Genomic DNA, 16,515 nt, shown 5'->3' with positions numbered 1-16,515 from the left:
CGCTCCGGTCGGGCGCGGCTCAGCCCAGCCAGCCGGGTCGCACGAGACCCGACTCGTAGGCGAGGACGACCAGTTGAGCGCGGTCCCGGGCGCCGAGCTTGACCATGGCCCGGCTGACGTGCGTCTTCGCCGTGAGTGGGCTGACGACCAGACGGCGGGCGATCTCCTCGTTCGACAGGCCGATGCCGACCAGGGCCATCACTTCGCGCTCGCGGTCGGTGAGTTCCGTCAGGCCGACGGAGGCAGGCCCCTTGGAGCGGGCCGCGAACTCCGCGATCAGGCGGCGCGTGACACCCGGTGACAGCAGCGCGTCGCCGTTCACCACGGCCCGCACGGCGCGCAGCAGCTCCGCCGGCTCGGTGTCCTTGACCAGGAAGCCCGACGCGCCGTTGCGGATCGCCTCGAAGACGTACTCGTCCAGCTCGAAGGTGGTGAGCATGACCACCCGCACCCCGCCCAGCGCCGGATCGCCCGTGATCCGCCGGGTGGCGGCGAGGCCGTCGAGCACGGGCATGCGGATGTCCATGAGGACGACGTCGGGCCGCAGTTCGCCGACCTGGCGTACGGCATGCTCGCCGTCGGCCGCCTCGGCGACCACCTCGATGTCGGGCTGGGCCGCCAGCAGCGCCCGGAACCCGGCGCGTACCAGCAGTTGGTCGTCCGCGAGCACGACGCGAATCACGGTGCCTCCTTGTGCGGCAGGGGTATGCGGGCGTGCACGCGGTACCCTCCGTCGGGGCGCGGTCCCGCCTCGACGGTGCCGCCGAACGCGGCGGCCCGCTCCCGCATGCCGACCAGCCCGTTGCCGCCGGACACGGCCTCCGCGCGCCCGACCGCGGTGTCGGAGCTGGCCGGCCCGTCGTCGTCGACGCTGACGCGTAGCGCGCTCGGCTCGTAGCGCAGGACGACGCGGGCGGCGCGCGCCTCCGAGTGGCGGATGACGTTGGTCAGCGCCTCCTGGACGATACGGAAGGCCGCGAGGTCGGCGCCGGGCGACAGGTCCGCCCGGCGGCCCTCGGTACGCACCTCGACGCGGAGACCGGCGGCGGCGGCCTGTTCGGTGAGTTCGGGGACGCGGTCGAGCCCGGGGGCCGGCGAGCGGGGCGCGCTGCCCGGCGTACGCAGACTGTCCAGGACCTGACGCACCTCGCCCAGCGCCTCCTTGCTGGCTCCCTTGATCGTGGTCAGCGCGGCCCGCGCCTGCTCCGGGTCCTGGTCGAGCAGCGCGAGGCCCACGCCCGCCTGCACGTTGATCACCGAGATGCTGTGAGCCAGGACGTCGTGCAACTCCCGGGCGACGCGCAACCGCTCCTGTTCGGCGCGGCGGCGCTCGGTCGCCTCCCGCTCGGTGCGTTCGCGGGCGAGTCGCTCGCGGCGCACCCGGGCCAGTTCGGACAGCGCGAGGATCGCCAGCACCCAGGCGGCGATGCCCATCTCCTGCCACCAGCCGGCCGCCGTGTCGCCCTCGGGCGGCAGCCAGCGGTAGAGCCAGTGGGTCGCCAGGGCGTGCGCCGCCCAGGCCAGGCCGACCGCGGCCCAGGCGGCCCGCCGGTGGCCCGTGGTGACGGCGGAGAAGCAGGCGAGGGCGACACTCAGGAAGATCGGTCCGTACGGATAGCCGGCCGCGAGGTAGACCGTGACCACGGCGCAGACACCGAAGACGGTGACTCGTGGGGAGCGGTGGCGCACCACCAACAGCGCGGGGCCCAGCACCAGCAGCAGCCAGGCCAGCGGGTCCAGGTCGGCTCGCTCGGGCTGTCGGTGGGCGGCGAAGTGCGTGCCGACGAGTTGGAAGAGCGCCAGGGCCAGCGAGGAGGCCCAGGGCAGCCGCCCGGAGGGCGGGGCGGCCCAGCGCCACCACGGTGGACCGGTGCCCGCCCACCGCCGAGGCGTGTGGTCTGCGCCCACGCGGTGGACTCGTTCCGTGCTCATGTCGCCACGCTAGACCGCGCCCCGGCCTCGCGCGTCAGCCCGCCGCGGTGTGCGAGCCTACTCCCCGGGGAGTAGGCCGATCTGGCGGGCCAGCCCCGCGGTGGCCTGGTCGAAGAACGCCTCCCGTGCCTCGACCACGTGGTTGAAGTGCCCGAACACCTCGAAGTTGACCAGCCCGAACAGTTGCGCCCAGGTCGCGGTCAGGCCGGCCATCGTCGGAGCCGGCAGGTCGATGTCGAGCACGTCCGCGAGCCGCCGCGCGTCGTCCTGCACCGACAGGGGCGGCGCCGCCTCCTCCGTCGCCACCGACAGCTCTCCCGCCTCGTGCGCGTCGCGGAGTATCGCGATCAGGGCGAGCCCGACGCGCGCGGCGGGCCCCGTGGTGTCGCCGGGCGCCGAGTAGCCGGGCACGGGCGAACCGTAGATCAGCGCGTACTCGTGCGGGTGGGCCAGCGCCCACGCGCGGACGGCACGACAGACGGCCGTCCACCGCCGGACCGGATCCGCCCCGCCCGCCTCCGCGAGCGCGGCCTCCGCCGCCGCGCCCAGCGCGTCGTAGGCGTCGATGATCAGCGCGGTCAGCAGGTCGTCCCGGCTGGGGAAGTAGCGGTACAGCGCGGAGGAGACCATGCCCAGCTCGCGGGCGACCGCGCGCAGCGACAGCTTGGCGGCGCCGTCGTGGGCGAGCTGCCGCCGCGCCTCTTCCTTGATCGCGGCGGTCACTTCGCCCCGGGCCCGCTCCCTGGCTCCTTTGATGGCACTCATGCGGCCAGTGTGCCACCACATCAGAGCACCAACCAAAAAGGAGAGCAGTGCTCTTGCCTCGTGGCGACCCGTCGTGCACACTGATCTCAAGAGAGAGCACCGCTCTCGCCACGAGCCCGTGACGTCTCCGTCGCGGACCCACTTCTCCACGGGAGGCCCCCATGACGCACTACGCGAAGCCCAGCTGGTTCGAGGCCCGGGTGTTCGGCGGCACGATCGCGTGGCTGGCCCGGCGGGGCATCTCGGTGTACGGCAGTGCCGAACTGTCGGTGCGCGGCCGGTCCACCGGCGAATGGCGCAGCGTGCCGGTCAACCCGCTCACCTTGGAAGGGCAGCACTTCCTGGTGTCCGCCCGAGGCACCACCCAGTGGGTGCGGAACATGCGGGCAGCGGGTGGCGGCCAGCTCAGGAAAGGCCGCCGCGTGCGCCCCTTCCACGCCATAGAGCTTCCCGACGGCCCGGAGAAGACCCGGGTGCTGCGGGCCTACCTCGCCCGTTGGGGCTTCGAGGTCGGCCGGTTCTTCGACGGGGCCACGGGCACGTCCAGCGACGCGGAACTGGCCGAGGTCGGCCGCCGACACCCGATCTTCACCCTCATCTACGCGGACGAGGAGGCCGGGGAAGGCTTCCTCCGGCAGGCACCCGCCACGGACTCGCACCACGACACCACCGCCGAGCACCGGCAGACCACGGGGCGCCCCACTCACGACCGTCGCGAGCCCGTCAGTGCCACCCACCGCTGAGGGCGCACCACCGGCGCCACCGGGCGACCGCCGGCCCCCGCGTGCCGCCACCCCCGACCGACACACCCGCCCGCCGGCACCGACCGGACCCCGCGCCCGTGTCCGGGCCTGGCCACGCATCCGTACGCCCCGCCTCCTCACGCCCGCCGGGAGCGCGGAGGCGGCAGCCGGAGCCGCACGATCCACACGGTGCGCGACGATCACCCACCCGACGGCGCGGGCCGTGACCCGCCTCCCCGCGTCCCACGTGTCGGGGCGAGTGCGGTGGGCCCTGCCGCCGGCCGCCCAAGGCGCCGTGCGGGGCTCGCGGAGAGGGCCCGGCGGCGAAGGCGGCGGGTCAGCCTCGGTCGAGGGCCGTCATCAGGCGCCGCGCCGAGGGATGCGTGCGCACGATCTCGGCGAGCGTGGTGGTGCCACGCGTGATCTTGGCGAACGCGCGCCAGGCCGGGCGGAGCCCGGTGATCGCGGCGTGCACCATGCCGGGGCGCCGCTCGTAGGCGAGCAGCAGGCGGCGGCCGACGCCCATCTCCACACCGAGGCCCGACTTGATGGCGAAGGCGTAGTTCAGCGCCTGCCGGCGCGCGTCGACCGCGTCGTGTGCCTCCGCTATGCGCACGGCCCACTCCCCCGCCAGTCGACCCGAGCGCAGCGCGAAGGAGATGCCCTCCCGCGTCCACGGTTCGAGGAGACCCGCGGCGTCCCCGCAGACCAGCACCCGGCCACGGGAGAGCGGCGAGTCGTCGGAACGGCAGCGCGTCAGATGGCCGGAGGAGATGCTCGGCTCGAACCCGGAGAGGCCGAGTCGGGCGATGAAGTCCTGGAGGTAGCGCTTGGTCTCGGTGCCCTCGCCGCGCGCCGAGATGACGCCCACGGTCAGGGTGTCGCCCTTGGGGAAGACCCAGCCGTAACTGCCGGGAATCGGACCCCAGTCGATCTGCACACGCCCCGCCCAGTCCTCGGCGACAGTCGGCGGCACCGGGATCTCCGCCTCCAGCCCCAGGTCCACCTGCTCGACCTTGACGCCCACGTGCCCGGCTATCCGACTCGCGCTGCCGTCGGCGCCGACGACGGCCCTGGCCAGTACGGTTTCCCCGTCGGTGAGGACGACGGCGACGGTGCGCCGATCGGGGACCGAGGGCCCGTGCTGCTCGACGCGCGAGACGGTCACCCCGGTGCGCAGCGTGGCCCCGGCGGCCGTGGCCGTGTCCACCAGCGCGGCGTCGAACTCGGGCCGGTTGATCAACCCGAACAACATCTGCTTGGACCGGCGGGTGCGCGAGAGCTTGCCGTTGAGCGAGAAGGTCACGGCGTGCACGCGGTCGCGCAGCGGCATCTCGAAGCCGGGCGGCAGAGCCTCACGGGAGGGACCGATGATCCCACCCCCGCAGGTCTTGTAGCGGGGCAGCTCCGCCTTCTCCAGCAGCAGCACTCTGCGGCCGGCGCTGGCGGCGGCGTGCGCGGCGGAGGCGCCCGCCGGGCCCGCCCCCACCACCACGACGTCCCACACCGACTCCCCGTCGTCGGCCGCGTCGCCGCCGCTGAGATCCATACCGCCGCTGTTGTCGCTGCTCACGATGTACTTCTACTCCCGCTCGACCGCTCGCTTCGGCTACCGCTCGCATCCTACGGCGCGCCGCTCAGCGGCCCCGCTGTGGGAAGATCGGTGCATCCTTCGCCCGTACGTACGGACACAACGCCGCGCCCACAAGGAGCGTTCCATGGAGCAAGCCCCCGTCCGCCGACCCGACCACGCGGCGCTCGTAGAGACCGTGGCCGCACTCCAGCCCCGAGCCCGCGCGGAGCTGACGGAGCTGGTGGCCTTCAAGTCGGTCGCCGACCCGGCGCAGTTCCCCAGGAGCGAGTGCGAGGCGGCGGCGAACTGGGTGGCCGGCGCGCTGCGGGACGAGGACTTCCAGGACGTCGCCCTCCTGGACACCCCGGACGGCACCCAGTCGGTCTACGGCTACCTCCCCGGACCCGAGGGCGCCCCGACGGTCCTGCTGTACGCGCACTACGACGTGCAGCCCCCGCTGGACGAGGCCGCCTGGCTCTCGCCGCCGTTCGAGCTGACCGAGCGCGACGGCCGCTGGTACGGCCGTGGGGCCGCCGACTGCAAGGGCGGCCTCATCATGCACCTGACGGCGCTGCGGGCCCTCAAGGAGAACGGCGGCATACCCGTTCACGTGAAGCTGATCTGCGAGGGCTCCGAGGAGCAGGGCACCGGAGGGCTTGAGCGGTACGCGGAGGCCCACCCGGAGCTACTGGCGGCGGACACCATCGTCATCGGGGACGCGGGGAACTTCCGGCTGGGGCTGCCGACCGCGACGGCGACGCTGCGCGGCATGACCCTGGTGCGTGTCCAGATGGACACGCTGGAGGGCAATCTGCACTCGGGGCAGTTCGGCGGCGCCGCGCCGGACGCCCTGGCCGCGCTGATCCGGGCACTGGACTCGCTGCGTGCCGAGGACGGTTCGACCACGGTGCGGGGCCTCGCCTCCGACGCGAGCTGGGAGGGCTTGCAGTACACGGAGGAGGACTTCCGCAAGGACGCCAAGGTGCTCGACGGCGTGAGCCTCATCGGGTCCGGCACCGTCGCGGACCGTGTCTGGGCCCGCCCCTCGGTGACCGTGCTCGGCATCGACTGCCCGCCGGTCGTCGGCGCCACGCCCTCGGTGCAGGCGAGCGCGAGCGCGCTGGTGAGCCTGCGGGTTCCGCCGGGCGTGGACGCCGCCGAGGCGACCGGCCTGCTGACCGCGCACCTGGAGGCGAGCACGCCGTGGGGCGCGAAGGTCGCCGTGGAGCAGGTCGGCCAGGGCCAGCCGTTCCGCGCCGACACCAGCAGCCCGGCCTACGCGTCGATGGCCGAGGCCATGCGCCGCGCGTACGACGGCCAGGAGATGCAGATCTCCGGCATGGGCGGCTCCATTCCGCTGTGCAACACCCTGGCGGCGCTCTACCCGGAGGCGGAGATCCTGCTGATCGGGCTAAGCGAGCCGGAGGCGCAGATCCACGCGGTCAACGAGAGCGTCTCTCCGGAGGAGTTGGAGCGGCTCTCGCTGGCGGAAGCGCTGTTCCTGGTCGGCTACGCGACGCACAAGGCCGCCGCGTAGCGACGGCTGGGCACCGCCCCCGACCGGGCCCTGGCCGGGCGCTCCGCGCCGACGTGGTGACGGCGCCGGTCGCCGTGACGAGCCCGCGTACGTGGGCCGGTCGTGAGGGTGACGCCCGGCCCGGGCCCCCGGCCCCGTCGTGTTCGGGAGCTGACGGCTCCCGCACCGGCCGGCGCGCGCCGCCAGCGCGCCGGCCACAGCAGGCCCGACCCCCGCGGCCGGACCCGTCGCGTCGCCGCGCGCGGCGCGGGTGGGCCTGGTGCGGCAGCGGCCGGCCCGACGCGAGGGCGGGCCCCGGTGCGGAGTGGCGAGCCCGGACGCAGCGGGCCCGCTGACAGGAGGTCCGGGCCCCGCTCGGGTGCGAGCCCCGGCCAAAGTGCGGGCCAGCGGGCGCGCGAGGCCCGACGGGAGCCTGCCCCGACGCGTATACGAGCCCGACACCGGCGCGAGCGGAGCCCGGCCCGCGTGTGAGCCTGGGCCGAGGAGCGGCCCGGCTCGAGTACGGGACCCGGCCGGAGTGCCGGTCCAGCGGACTCGCGAAGCCCGACGGAAGCACGCCCCCCGACGCGCACGACGGACCGCGGCCAGGCAGCGGGCCCCGACGCGGGTGCGCGTCCGGCACGAGTGCGGGCCCGACGCGGGGTGTGGGCCCAGCGCGGCCGGGCTGAGCGCGCCGGCACGCCCGGCAGCGGCGCGAGCCCCGACACAGGCCCCAGCCCGGCGCGGGAACGGGCACCCAACGCAGACACCAACCGACACGGGTGCGGGCCCAGCGCCGCCAGGCCAGGCGGGCCGGTATGCCCGGCAGAGGCACGAGCCCCGGCACGCCCACTCAGCCCATGCCCGAGCCGGAGCGACCCCACGTAGACGTCAACCCGATACGCGAGCGGGCCCCACACGAACACCGACCGACGCGGGAACAGGCCCCCGACGCAAACACCGGCCCGGCGCGGGAACGGGCCCTCGACACGCCCACCGGCCGACCCAGGTGCGGGCCCGCCGCCTCTGGCGCACCCCCACCCCGCGGAGGCATGCGCCGTCGAGCTCGGTGGTGCGGTGCCACGGCGCACCGTCCCCATCCGCACGGGAGCCCGCCTGGACGAGGGCCAGCCCGGTCGTGGGCTCGCGGGGCGGCGCGGGCCTGAAGCGGGGGCGTGGCCTGGAGCGGGGGCGTGGCGGAGGCGTGAGCTCGCCCGGGGCGTGATGCGGAGTGGGGGCAGCGCGTGGCCGGAGGTGTGGGTCAGGCCGCGAAGGGGTTGCCGACGGGGAGTCCCTGCTCCAGGTTGACGGGGCAGCCGCGTTCGCGGGCGCGTAGTGCCCAGCGCAGTCGGCTCAGGTGGTGCGGGGGGAGCAGGTCGGCGGCCTCGTCCTCGGTGACGAACCGCCAGCCACGCAGTTCGTCAGCGGGCAGCGACAACCTGGCGACCTGGCCCTCGCTCAGCCGCCCGCCGTCGAAGAGCAGACGCAGCCCGCCGTATCCCGGCGGGCGCGGTGGTTCCCAGTCCAGGACCAGCAGCCGCAGCGGTGCGTCCAGACGCGTGCCCAACTCCTCGACCACTTCGCGCACTCCGGCCCGGGTGGGGGGTTCGCCGGACTCCACGACGCCGCCGGGGAACTCCCAGCCGGGCTTGTAGGTGGGGTCCACGAGCAGTACCCGGTCGTCCTCGTCGAAGAGCAGCACCCCGGAGGCCACGGTCTCCGCCCGGGGGCGCGGCGTCTGGACCATGGGACAGACCGCGGCGCCCTCCCGTACCGCGTGGGCCACGCGCTCGGCGGTCTGGCTCGGGGTCAGCCGGTCGGTGCGGATGACGTGTGCGTCGGTGGTGAGCCAGGGCAGCGCCGCGCGGTAGGGCTCCAGGTGGTCCAGGCACCACTTCCGGACGGCCGCGTCCTCCTCGGGCCGGTCGGGAGTGAGTACGCGGCCCTCGATGCGTTCGCGAAGGATCGTTTCCTCCGCGTGCAGCACGATGTGGTGCACGGGGATACGACGGGAGGCCAGGCCGCCGAAGATCTCGTCCCGGTAGTCCTGGCGTAGCAGGGTCATGGGCGCCACGAGCACGCCGCCGACCTCCGCGAGGAGGGCCGCGCCGAAGTCCACCACCAGACGGCGCCAGGAGGGCAGGTCCTGGTAGTCGCTCACCTCCGCCAAACGCTTGCTCGGCAGCATCCTGCGCAGGCCCCCGCCGATCAGTTCGGGGTCGAAGAACGTGCTGTCGGGCAGCAGCTCACACACCTCACGCGCCGCACTGGTCTTGCCCACGCCGAACGTGCCGTTCAGCCAGACGATCACGGGTTCCCCCTCCTCCGTAGCACCCAGACAGTTGCCCGCATCACCGTGCCACGAAAACGTGTGCGGTTCGGAGGGGGCGCGCCCGTGCCGCCAGTTGACCGTGGGGCGCGTCGGAGGGGCCACGGCGGTGGCCCCGGTGCCGCCTCACCGCCGCGCCACAGGATGCCTCGTCGCCGTCGCACCGCTGATCAGCGCGGGCCCGCCGCGCCCAGGAGCCGGCGGCTACGGCACGTCGCGTCGCACTGGTGAAGCGACCGGCCACACCCTCGCCGGCCGCTGGCCAAACAGCGGCTCAAGGCGGGCTCGCTCGGCGTCCATGCGCAGGTCGCGGGGGTGCTCGCCGGAGCGGACGCCGGCCCGCCACGGCGGTGCGCGCCCGACACGGAGCCCGCTGGCACGCCGCGGTCACCCCACACCGCCGTCACCCGCGCGCCGTCGCGGGCCGTGCCCTTCGCCACGGCCGGCGGAGCAGGCATCCACGCAGGCCCGTACGCCTGCGCTCCCTCGTACGCGCCCCTGCGCTCCGGTGCTGCTCCCACGCGCCCGAGGTCGCGTCACCTCGCCACGCCTCCCCCGCGATCGGGCCCGCCTCGGCTACGCCCGAACGCCGAGCGGAGAGGAAGGGGGGCAGTACCGCGACCGCACCGGTCGACGGCGCGCGGTCAGCACACCGGCAGTCCGGGGACGGGTTGGTCGTTGGCGCCGCCCTTGAGGTAGACGGCGCTCACGTACACGCCCGCGTTGCCGCTGTCGTCGTCGGTCTTGGCCCACCAGACGTTGGTCCAGGCGCCCGAGGTCACACGGCGCCCCAGGTTCTCCTGGCAGAAGAAGTAGTTGGTGCCCTGGTTGAGCGTGCCCACCTGGGCACCGTCGCGCGTGTGGGAGGCGGCCGACTTCCAGACCGTGCAGTCGTGCTTGCCGGCGCCCGCGGGGTGACAGGCCGGTGCGGGCGGCTTGGACGAGGCGTCGGGGCCGGGTGAGGTGGCCGTCGGCTCGTCCCGGGCCTCCCGCCCGTCCTCCGCGCGCTGGCGGTCCTTGTCGTCCTTGCCCCGCTTCTCGCGCTTGTCGTCGCCGGTCTCACCCTGGTCCGGCTCGTCCTCGCGCTGGCGGGCTGGCTCGTCCGAGGTCGTGGGTGTGGGGGACACGTCGGCCGCCACCCCCCGTTTGCCCCCGCCGCCGCCCTGGGCCGGGTCCTTCGCCCCGCCGTTCGGGTCGACGGCGCCCCCTTCGGGCCCCCCGGTGGGGCGCGCGGACGGTTCGCCGCCCGCCGTGGTGTCGTCGCCGCCCGGGTCCGTCAGCGCGTACGTCAGGCCGCCGCCGAGCAGCACGGTGGCGGCGGTCACCGCGATCAGCGTGGTGCGCCGTGTGCGCTGGCGCGCGGGCAACCGCCGGGTGCGCCGGCTCCCGTCGGCCACCACCGTCTCCCCCGCACCTCCGCTACCCGCCGCGCCCCGCCCCCGCGTCGACGCGACCTGACCGGGTTGCCCCGCGTGCCCAGCCGCGTCCGGCTGGCCGCCCAGCGGAGTGGCCCGCGCCCCGCCACCCGCCATCCCGACCGCGCCGGGCCCGCCCGGAGTCGCGCCCACGGGTGAGGCACCGGCCACTCCCGGCATCGGCGTAGCGCCAGCGGCACCGTGCGCCCCGGCCGTCCCCGGTGCCCCCGCCGCACCGAACCCGCCGGCACCCCCGCCGGCCTGGCTCGCGGCGGGCGCGCCCCACGCGCCATGGCCACCAGCAGCGCCGGGCACGCTCCCCGGAGCGGGCCCGCCCCCTTCGGGCGCGCCGGCGCCACCGGGCGCGCCGACCCAGCCACCGCCCGCGCCCCGCACCGAGCCGCCCGCCGCCCCGTACGCCGCGCCCGCGCCCGACGCGAACGGCGAGGCGTGTCCGGCCGCCACAGCGTCGAGCAGCGCGGCGGCCTGGGCCGCCGTCGGGCGGGCCGCCGGGTCCTTGGCCATCAGGGCCCACAGCACCGGGGTGAGCGGACCCGCGCGGCGCGGCTCGGGCAGGGGCTCGGTCACGATGGCGGTCAGCGTCGACCACACCGAGGTGCGGCGGAAGGGGGACGAGCCCTCGACAGCCGCGTACAACGTCATGCCCAGCGCCCACACGTCGGACCCCGGGCCCGGCTCGTGCCCCTGGGCCCGCTCGGGGGCGAGGTAGTCGAACGAGCCGATGAGTTCACCGCTTCGGGTGAGTTTGGTCGCGGCCCCGTCGTCGGGTGTGTCCATGCTGGCGATGCCGAAGTCCGTCAGGACGACCCGACCCGTGCCGGAGGGACCCGCGCCACCACGGGCTCCCGGCGCGGTCGCCCGGTCGAGCAGCACGTTGCCCGGCTTGACGTCCCGGTGCAGTACGCCGACCTCGTGGCCGGCGCCCAGCGCCTCGGCCACCCGCGCCCCGATCGCCGCGGCCCGCAGCGGGTCCAACACGCCCTCGGCGCTCAGCACGTCGTCCAGCGAGGGCCCGTCGACGAGCTCCATCACGATGACGGGCAGTCCGTTCTCGTCCGCGACGTCGTGCACGGTGATCACGCCGGAGTGCCGGACACGGGCCGCCGCGCGCGCCTCGCGGCGCATCCGGGTCCGCAGGTCGGCCAGTTCCTCCGGTCCGGCGTCGGTGAAGGCGCGGAGCACCTTGACCGCCACCTCGCGGCCGAGCACCTCGTCCACGGCCGCGCAGACCACGCCCATGCCACCGCGCCCGAGTTGTCGTGTGACCCGGTATCTGCCACCGAGCACCCTGCCGGTCAGATCCGCGCCGTCCCCCGTACTCACCGTGCCGCTGTCCCCTCACGCGCCCGTTGCCGCGCCCAGCTCACCCGTGCGCGTCCCCCGCGCGCGTGCTGGCGCCCCGTGAGGCTCAGCTTAGGCCCCGGGCCTCAGCGGCCCCTAGCGCCCCACACACTGACCGGGCCGGGGGTCGGTCACCGCGCCGAAGCCGGTACGGCCGATGGCCCGCGCGGCAGCCGCCGCCGCGCCCACCAGACCGGCATCGGTACCCATCTGAGCTGGTACGACGGACAGTTGCCGGACGAAGGACAGCCGCGCGTAGTCGCGCAGGGCCCGGCGGAGTGGCGCGAAGAGCACCTCGCCCGCGCCCGCGACACCGCCACCGATGACCGCGCGCTCGACCTCCACGAGGGCGGCCGTGGCCGCGATTCCGGCCGCCAGCGCCCGCGCCGCGCGTTCGTAGGAGGCGCGGGCGACGGCGTCACCGGCCCGGGCGGCGGCGGCCACGGCGGCGGCGTTGGCGCCCCCGGAGCCCGGGCGCCAGCCGCCCGCGACGGCGCGCAGCGCGATGTTGGGGCCGCTGGCGATGCGTTCCACGCAACCCCGGCTGCCGCACGGGCACGGGTCACCGTCCAGCTCCACGCTGATGTGCCCGATGTGTCCGGCGTTGCCGGTCGGCCCGGAGTAGGGGGTGCCGCCGAGGATCAGCCCGCCGCCGACGCCGGTGGAGACGACCATGCACAGGGCGTTGGCGCAGCCGCGCGCGGCGCCCTGCCAGTGTTCGGCCGCGGCCATCGCGACGCCATCGCCCACGAGGGTGACCGGCAGCCCGTCCACCGCCCGGCGCACCTGGCTGACCAGCGGGTACTCGCGCCAACCCGGAATGTTGACCGGGCTCACGGTGCCGACCGAGGCGTCCACCGGGCCCGCGCTGCCGATCCCGAGGGCGACCACGCGCGACCACTGGGCGGTCGCGGTCAGCTCCTCCAGTACGGCGCGCACCGCGGCCATCACGGTGGGCCCGGGAGCGCGGGCCGGAGTGGCCTGGCGTGCCCGTACGGTCAGTGCGCCGGTCCCGTCCACGAGCGCGCCCGCGATTTTGGTGCCACCGATGTCCAGCGCGGCGACGAGCTCATCTGACATGGGGCGGTCTCCTGACAGGCGGTGGGCGCTGGTTGGCGTACCCGGAGCGGTCCTGTGGGACAGGTGGGAGCCGAATGTACGCGGCCCGGCACAGGGGCGTCGGCGCGTGGACCCCTGTTCCGGTCATAGTCTCCTCCGAATTTGACAACGTTGTCTAGAGGCTATGCTCAACCCGACGCCGCCATCAGACAACTCAATGACAGGACGAGCGCACCGTGACTGACCCGGCCCGGGGCACCACACAACGCAACGGCACCCCCGCTCCCCGCTACGGCAACAGGCCCACCATGAAGGACGTCGCGGCCCGCGCGGGGGTCGGCCTGAAGACGGTCTCCCGCGTGGTCAACAGCGAGCCCGGGGTGACACCCGACACCGAACGCCGCGTGCAGGAGGCGATCACCGCGCTCGGCTTCCGCCGCAACGACAGCGCCCGCATCCTGCGCAAGGGCCGCACCGCCAGCGTCGGTCTGGTCCTGGAGGACCTGGCCGATCCCTTCTACGGACCGCTCAGCCGCGCCGTCGAGGAGGTCGCCCGGGACCACGGGGCCCTGCTGATCAACGGTTCGAGCGCCGAGGACCCGGCCCGCGAGCAGGAGTTGGTGCTGGCGCTGTGCGCCCGCCGGGTGGACGGGCTGGTGGTCATCCCGGCCGGCGACGACCACCGCTACCTGGAGCCGGAGATCTCGGCGGGGGTGGCCACCGTCTTCGTGGACCGGCCCGCCGGTCGGATCGCCTGCGACGCGGTCCTCTCCGACAGCTTCGGCGGCGCCCGCGACGCGGTGGCCCACCTCATCGGGCACGGGCACCGCCGCATCGGGTTCATCGGCGACCAGCCCCGCATCCACACCGCCGTCGAGCGGCTGCGCGGCTACCGGGCGGCCATGGCCACCGCCGGCCTGCCCGTCGACGAGGCGTGGATGTCGCTGGGCGCCACCGACCCGAGCCGCGTGGTGGCGGCGGCCGAGACCATGTTGTCCGGGCCGGAGCCGGTGACCGCGCTGTTCGCCGGCAACAACCGGGTGACGGTCACGGTCGTACGGGTCTTGGCGGCCCACCCCGGTCGGGCGGCACTGGTCGGCTTCGACGACTTCGAACTGGCCGATCTGCTCTCGCCCGGGGTGACCGTGGTGGCCCAGGACTCCGCCCAACTCGGGCGCACCGCCGCAAACCTGCTCTTCCGGCGCCTGGAGGGCGCGGGTGAGGAGCCCCGTCAGGTGGTGCTCCCCACCCGGCTGATCGCCCGTGGCTCGGGGGAGATCCCACCCGCGCACCGCCACGCGACGGTGTGAGAGCGGCACGGCGTACGGCGCTGCCTGGGTGACGCGACGTCCGGGACGCGGCGCCGCGCTCGCCGACTAGGGTGCGCCGCATGGACCAGCCATCACAGACACCCCGCTCGCCCGTGACCGCCGACGATCTGGACCGGGCCGTGCGCGCCGCCGTCGACACGCTGCGCCAGGCACCGGCCACCGCCTGGGAGGGCCGGGCCGGCACGCTGGAGTGGAGCTGTTGGGAGACCGTCGAGCACCTCAGCGACGACCTCTTCGCGTACGCCGCCCAACTGGCCCTGCCCTCGCCACCGTTGGAGTCGGAGGTGCCGTTCGTCTGGGAGAGCCGCCGACCCGGCGGACCCGCCAACGCCATCCACGCGGACCGCGCGGCGGGACCGACCGGGTTGTTGCGGGTGCTGGCGGCCAGCGGCGCGCTGCTGGTCGCGATGGTGCGGACGACGCCGTCGGAGGTGCGCGCCCACCACACCTTCGGGGCCGCGGACCCGGAGGGCTTCGCCGCGATGGGGATCGTGGAGACGCTGGTGCACACGCACGACCTGGCCGAGGGGCTGGGGCTTGGCTGGGCGCCGCCCGCCGACCCGTGCGCGCGCGTGCTCGCGCGGCTCTTCCCGCACGCGCCCCGGGACGGCGGAGAGGACCCCTGGCGCACCCTGCTGTGGGCCACCGGTCGCGCCGAGTTGCCCGGCCGCCCCCGGCTGACCAGTTGGCGCTGGCACGGCGAGCCCCGCTGACCGGCCCGTCCGCCACGCTGTCGCGGGCGGCGGGGCCGGGGCGACCGCCGCGGGGACGGCCTTGCTCAGTCCAGGAAGCGGTCGTCGTCGAACTCGTCCGGCAGCCGTCCGTCCGCGCGTCCGGCGCGCGGGGCGTCGGCCTCCGGGTCGGGCACACCCAGCAGGCGTCGGGTCAACGTGTCCTGGTCGGAGAGCAGTTCGCCCAGCGCGGTGCTCAGGTCCTCCGCCGTCGCCCGGGGGGCCTCGCGCTCGGCGGCGTACAGCGTGGTGCGGCGCATGAGCTCCCTGGCGAAGGACGCGGTGGTGCCCTCGGTCCGCGCCACGGCCTCCACCACCGCGTGCTCGGGAAGCCCGAGCTCCGCCCCGTACAGGTCGAGCAGCCGGCGGCGGCCCTCGGCGTCCGGCAGGGGGATCTCGACGGCCATGTCCACCCGGCCGGGGCGCTGGGCCAGCGCGGGCTCCAGGATGTCGGCCCGGTTGGTGGTGAGCAGGAAGGCCACGTCGACGTCGTCGCCGAGCCCGTCCATCTCGTTGAGCACCTGGAACAGCAGCGGCTGTCCGCCGTCCGCGTGGTCGCGGGACTCGGCGATGAGGTCGCAGTCCTCCAGGACCACCAGCGCCGGCTGGAGGTGGCGGGCCAACGAGCAGGCGGCGCCCACGCGTTGGATGCTCATACCGGAGAGCACCACCACCGTGAAGGTGGGCAGCTGCGCGAGCAGGTAGCGCACGCTGTGCGTCTTGCCGGTGCCGGGCGGCCCGTAGAGCAGCAGCCCGCGCCGCAGGTGCTGGCCGAGCGCGCGCAGCCGTTCGCGACGTCGGGCCACCCCGACCACCTGTCGCTCCACGCGCTCCAGCAGCCCCGCGGGCAACACGATGTCGGCGGCGCTCAGCTCGGGCCTGGGGTGGAAGCGGAACGGGCCGATGCCGTCCTCGAAGTCGGTGCTCTGGAAGGACAGCACCTTGCCACGGAAGATGTTGTGCTCGCGGATCAGCCGGTCCACGCCGGCCAGCAGCCGCTTGGCGGCGTCCCGGCTGGCGGCGAGCACCTCCAGTTCGACCTTGTTCCTGCTGTAGTCGTCGTCGGGCCCGCGCAACAGGACGACGAACGGTTCGTCACCGTCACGGCCCAGGTAGATGCCGAACGCGACGCAGGCCAGCTCCTCGTCGGTGGAGACCGGCAGGTACGCGTAGTCGACGGCGCCCACGGCGTAACGGCCGTAGCGCTGGGTGCCTTCGATGATCTCCGAGAGCGAGTCCCCGCGGTCGGTCTCGGTGGCCAGCCCGATGAGCTCGTGGGCGCGCCCGTCCTCGGCGAACCAACGCTCCACGGCCAGGTGCACGTTGGCGTGGTCGTACGCCGGGTAGCTGGCCTTGACGATGGGCGCCCGCTCCGGTGGCTGACCGAGGTGCTCGCGCAGTCGCAGGTCGAGCGAGCGCTCGGGGTCCACGTGGTCCCGGTGGACGACCTGGTCGAGAAAGTCCCGGAAGAGCTTGCCGAACGCGGCGATCTCGGTGTTGTCCATCCCTGTGCCCATCCCCCTCCGCGCCGCCCGTGGTCGTCCCGGCCCGGCCGGGGCGGGCGCCGCCCCGGCCGATCGTAGGCGTGCGGCACGGGCGGGGCCGCCGGTTTTTCCCCGCCACCGCACGCCAACGCCCCGCCATCGCGCTCCGCCGCCCCACGTCCCGCGTACGCCGCGAGGCGGCCGGCCGCCTCGCCCAGCCCCTCGCGGCGGGAGGCGTGGACGGCGGCGTCACGCGTGGGCGTCGGTCGACGTGG

12 protein-coding genes are annotated in these 16,515 nt (G+C 75.0%); 4 read left to right on the top strand and 8 right to left on the bottom strand.

Annotated elements, in window-relative coordinates; all coding sequences use genetic code 11:
* Positions 1-19: 19 nt before the first annotated feature.
* The 3 genes from ACFVFR_RS09955 to ACFVFR_RS09945 are packed head-to-tail and all read right to left on the bottom strand — an operon-like array spanning position 20 to position 2,697.
* Positions 20-682 carry a response regulator gene (locus ACFVFR_RS09955; protein WP_383699355.1) on the bottom strand — a complete coding sequence of 221 codons (663 nt, stop codon included), beginning with the start codon at positions 680-682 and terminating at the stop codon, positions 20-22.
* On the bottom strand, positions 679-1,932 hold the full coding sequence (locus tag ACFVFR_RS09950) for a sensor histidine kinase (RefSeq protein WP_383699353.1): 1,254 nt from the start codon (positions 1,930-1,932) through the stop codon (positions 679-681). Before ACFVFR_RS09950 ends, ACFVFR_RS09955 begins: the two co-directional genes overlap by 4 nt.
* Before the next feature lie 57 nt (positions 1,933-1,989).
* Positions 1,990-2,697 carry a TetR/AcrR family transcriptional regulator gene (locus ACFVFR_RS09945; protein ID WP_383699351.1) on the bottom strand — a complete coding sequence of 236 codons (708 nt, stop codon included), beginning with the start codon at positions 2,695-2,697 and terminating at the stop codon, positions 1,990-1,992.
* Between the two features lie 161 nt (positions 2,698-2,858).
* Between ACFVFR_RS09945 and ACFVFR_RS09940 the strand changes: the two genes are divergently transcribed.
* Positions 2,859-3,440: a nitroreductase/quinone reductase family protein gene (locus ACFVFR_RS09940; protein WP_383699349.1), complete on the top strand. Its 582-nt coding sequence runs from the start codon at positions 2,859-2,861 to the stop codon at positions 3,438-3,440.
* Between the two features lie 337 nt (positions 3,441-3,777).
* On the opposite strand, the gene ACFVFR_RS09935 is transcribed toward ACFVFR_RS09940, so the two are convergent.
* On the bottom strand, positions 3,778-4,989 hold the full coding sequence (locus ACFVFR_RS09935; protein ID WP_383699400.1) for a geranylgeranyl reductase family protein: 1,212 nt from the start codon (positions 4,987-4,989) through the stop codon (positions 3,778-3,780).
* Positions 4,990-5,158: 169 nt separating this feature from the next.
* Here ACFVFR_RS09935 and ACFVFR_RS09930 point away from each other — a divergent pair, with 169 nt between their 5' ends.
* Entirely contained in the window at positions 5,159-6,550 is a 1,392-nt protein-coding gene (locus ACFVFR_RS09930; protein ID WP_383699347.1) for a dipeptidase, read from the top strand.
* Positions 6,551-7,790: 1,240 nt separating this feature from the next.
* Here the strand turns inward: ACFVFR_RS09930 and ACFVFR_RS09925 are convergent.
* The 3 genes from ACFVFR_RS09925 to ACFVFR_RS09915 form a co-directional block, all read right to left on the bottom strand.
* Positions 7,791-8,840 (bottom strand): NUDIX domain-containing protein, encoded by a 1,050-nt coding sequence (locus ACFVFR_RS09925; RefSeq protein ID WP_383699345.1) that lies wholly within the window; start codon positions 8,838-8,840, stop codon positions 7,791-7,793.
* Positions 8,841-9,502: 662 nt separating this feature from the next.
* Positions 9,503-11,617, bottom strand: coding sequence for a protein kinase (locus tag ACFVFR_RS09920; protein WP_383699343.1), 2,115 nt, complete (start codon positions 11,615-11,617; stop codon positions 9,503-9,505).
* 114 nt (positions 11,618-11,731) lie between these two features.
* A complete protein-coding gene (locus tag ACFVFR_RS09915; RefSeq protein WP_383699341.1) occupies positions 11,732-12,715 on the bottom strand; it encodes an ROK family protein in 984 nt (327 codons plus the stop codon).
* A 215-nt stretch (positions 12,716-12,930) separates the two neighbouring features.
* Between ACFVFR_RS09915 and ACFVFR_RS09910 the strand changes: the two genes are divergently transcribed.
* Together ACFVFR_RS09910 and ACFVFR_RS09905 are read left to right on the top strand one after the other, a co-directional pair.
* Positions 12,931-14,004: a LacI family DNA-binding transcriptional regulator gene (locus tag ACFVFR_RS09910; RefSeq protein ID WP_383699339.1), complete on the top strand. Its 1,074-nt coding sequence runs from the start codon at positions 12,931-12,933 to the stop codon at positions 14,002-14,004.
* An 80-nt stretch (positions 14,005-14,084) separates the two neighbouring features.
* Entirely contained in the window at positions 14,085-14,738 is a 654-nt protein-coding gene (locus tag ACFVFR_RS09905) for a hypothetical protein (RefSeq protein WP_383699337.1), read from the top strand.
* Positions 14,739-14,803: 65 nt separating this feature from the next.
* Here ACFVFR_RS09905 and ACFVFR_RS09900 read toward each other — a convergent pair whose 3' ends face one another.
* Positions 14,804-16,261, bottom strand: coding sequence for an AAA family ATPase (locus tag ACFVFR_RS09900; RefSeq protein ID WP_383699335.1), 1,458 nt, complete (start codon positions 16,259-16,261; stop codon positions 14,804-14,806).
* Positions 16,262-16,515 lie beyond the last annotated feature (254 nt).

The sequence above is a fragment of the Streptomyces sp. NPDC057702 genome (genome assembly GCF_042799315.1).
Classification (GTDB): Bacteria; Actinomycetota; Actinomycetes; order Streptomycetales; family Streptomycetaceae; genus Streptomyces.
This window is presented reverse-complemented; position numbering and strand designations above follow the sequence as displayed.